At 72.7% G+C, this 1,228-nt stretch carries 2 protein-coding genes; one reads left to right on the forward strand and one right to left on the reverse strand.

Annotated elements, in window-relative coordinates; genetic code table 11:
• On the reverse strand, positions 1-185 hold a 185-nt coding region (locus KBX53_RS33450), incomplete at its 3' end, for a hypothetical protein (protein WP_210863859.1).
• Positions 186-338: 153 nt separating this feature from the next.
• Here KBX53_RS33450 and KBX53_RS33455 point away from each other — a divergent pair.
• A partial coding sequence (locus tag KBX53_RS33455) for a hydroxyacid dehydrogenase (protein WP_305798003.1) occupies positions 339-1,228 on the forward strand: 890 nt, incomplete at its 3' end.

Consider the following 1,228-nt stretch of genomic DNA (forward strand, 5'->3'; position numbering starts at 1 on the left):
CCGCCCCGGGGCTGCTCGGCATGCTGCCGCCCGTCGATGCGTCGGGCGGCGGTGTTCGTGGGCCACCGCTCGCCCACGGTGACCGGGTGACCGACACCACCGGGGTCCGGCGCGGCCTGAGCGACCGTGTCGACGCGGTGAACGGCCGATGTCCGTCGCCCGACCGGGCGTGTGAGGGCACTCACCCCGAAGACCGGAACACGCCGACCAGCGAGGCCCCTACGATCGCCTGTAGGTGCAGCAGCCGGCACCTGACGGCCACGGCACGGATCAGCGCAGGGCGCAGTGCGGCGCCCGGCCGCCCGGGCCGATCGCAAACACGACCTCTACGAGGACCGATGAATCCTGTCGTACTGATCGCCGAAGAACTCGCCCCCGCCGCCATCGAGGTGCTCGCCCACGACTTCGACGTCCGTCACGTCGACGGCACCGACCGTCCGGCCCTGCTCTCGGCGCTCTCCGAGGCCGACGCCGTCATCGTGCGCAGCGCGACCCAGATCGACGCCGAGGCCATCGCCGCCGCGCCGCGCCTCAAGGTGGTCGCCCGCGCGGGCGTCGGTCTGGACAACGTCGAGGTGCCGGCCGCCACCGCCCGGGGCGTCATGGTCGTCAACGCGCCCACCTCGAACATCGTCTCCGCCGCCGAGCAGGCCGTCGCGCTGCTGCTCGCCGTGGCGCGTAACACCGCGAGCGCCAGCGCCGCGCTCAAGGCGGGGGAGTGGAAGCGGTCCAAGTACACGGGCGTCGAGGTGCAGGGCAAGACCGTCGGCGTGGTCGGGCTCGGCCGCATCGGCGTGCTCTTCGCCCAGCGCATCGCCGCGTTCGGCACCCGGCTGATCGCGTACGACCCGTACATCCAGCCGGCCCGCGCGGCGCAGCTCGGCGTCCGCCTGGTGGGGCTGGAGGAGCTGCTTCGGGAGAGCGACTTCATCTCCATCCACCTGCCGAAGACGCCGGAGACGGTGGGCCTGATCGGTGAGAAGGAGCTGGCGATCGTCAAGCCCGGCGTCCGCATCGTCAACGCCGCCCGTGGTGGGCTGGTCGACGAGCAGGCGCTCGCGGACGCGATCGCCGAGGGTCGGGTCGCCGGCGCCGGTGTCGACGTGTACAGCAAGGAGCCGTGCACCTCGTCGCCGCTGTTCGCCTTCGACAACGTGGTGGCCACCCCGCACCTGGGCGCCTCCACCCACGAGGCGCAGGACAAGGCCGGTCTCGCGGTGGCCAAGAG

Origin of the sequence: Micromonospora sp. M51, assembly GCF_018070305.1 — a bacterium.
In the GTDB taxonomy this organism is placed as follows: domain Bacteria; phylum Actinomycetota; class Actinomycetes; order Mycobacteriales; family Micromonosporaceae; genus Micromonospora; species Micromonospora parva.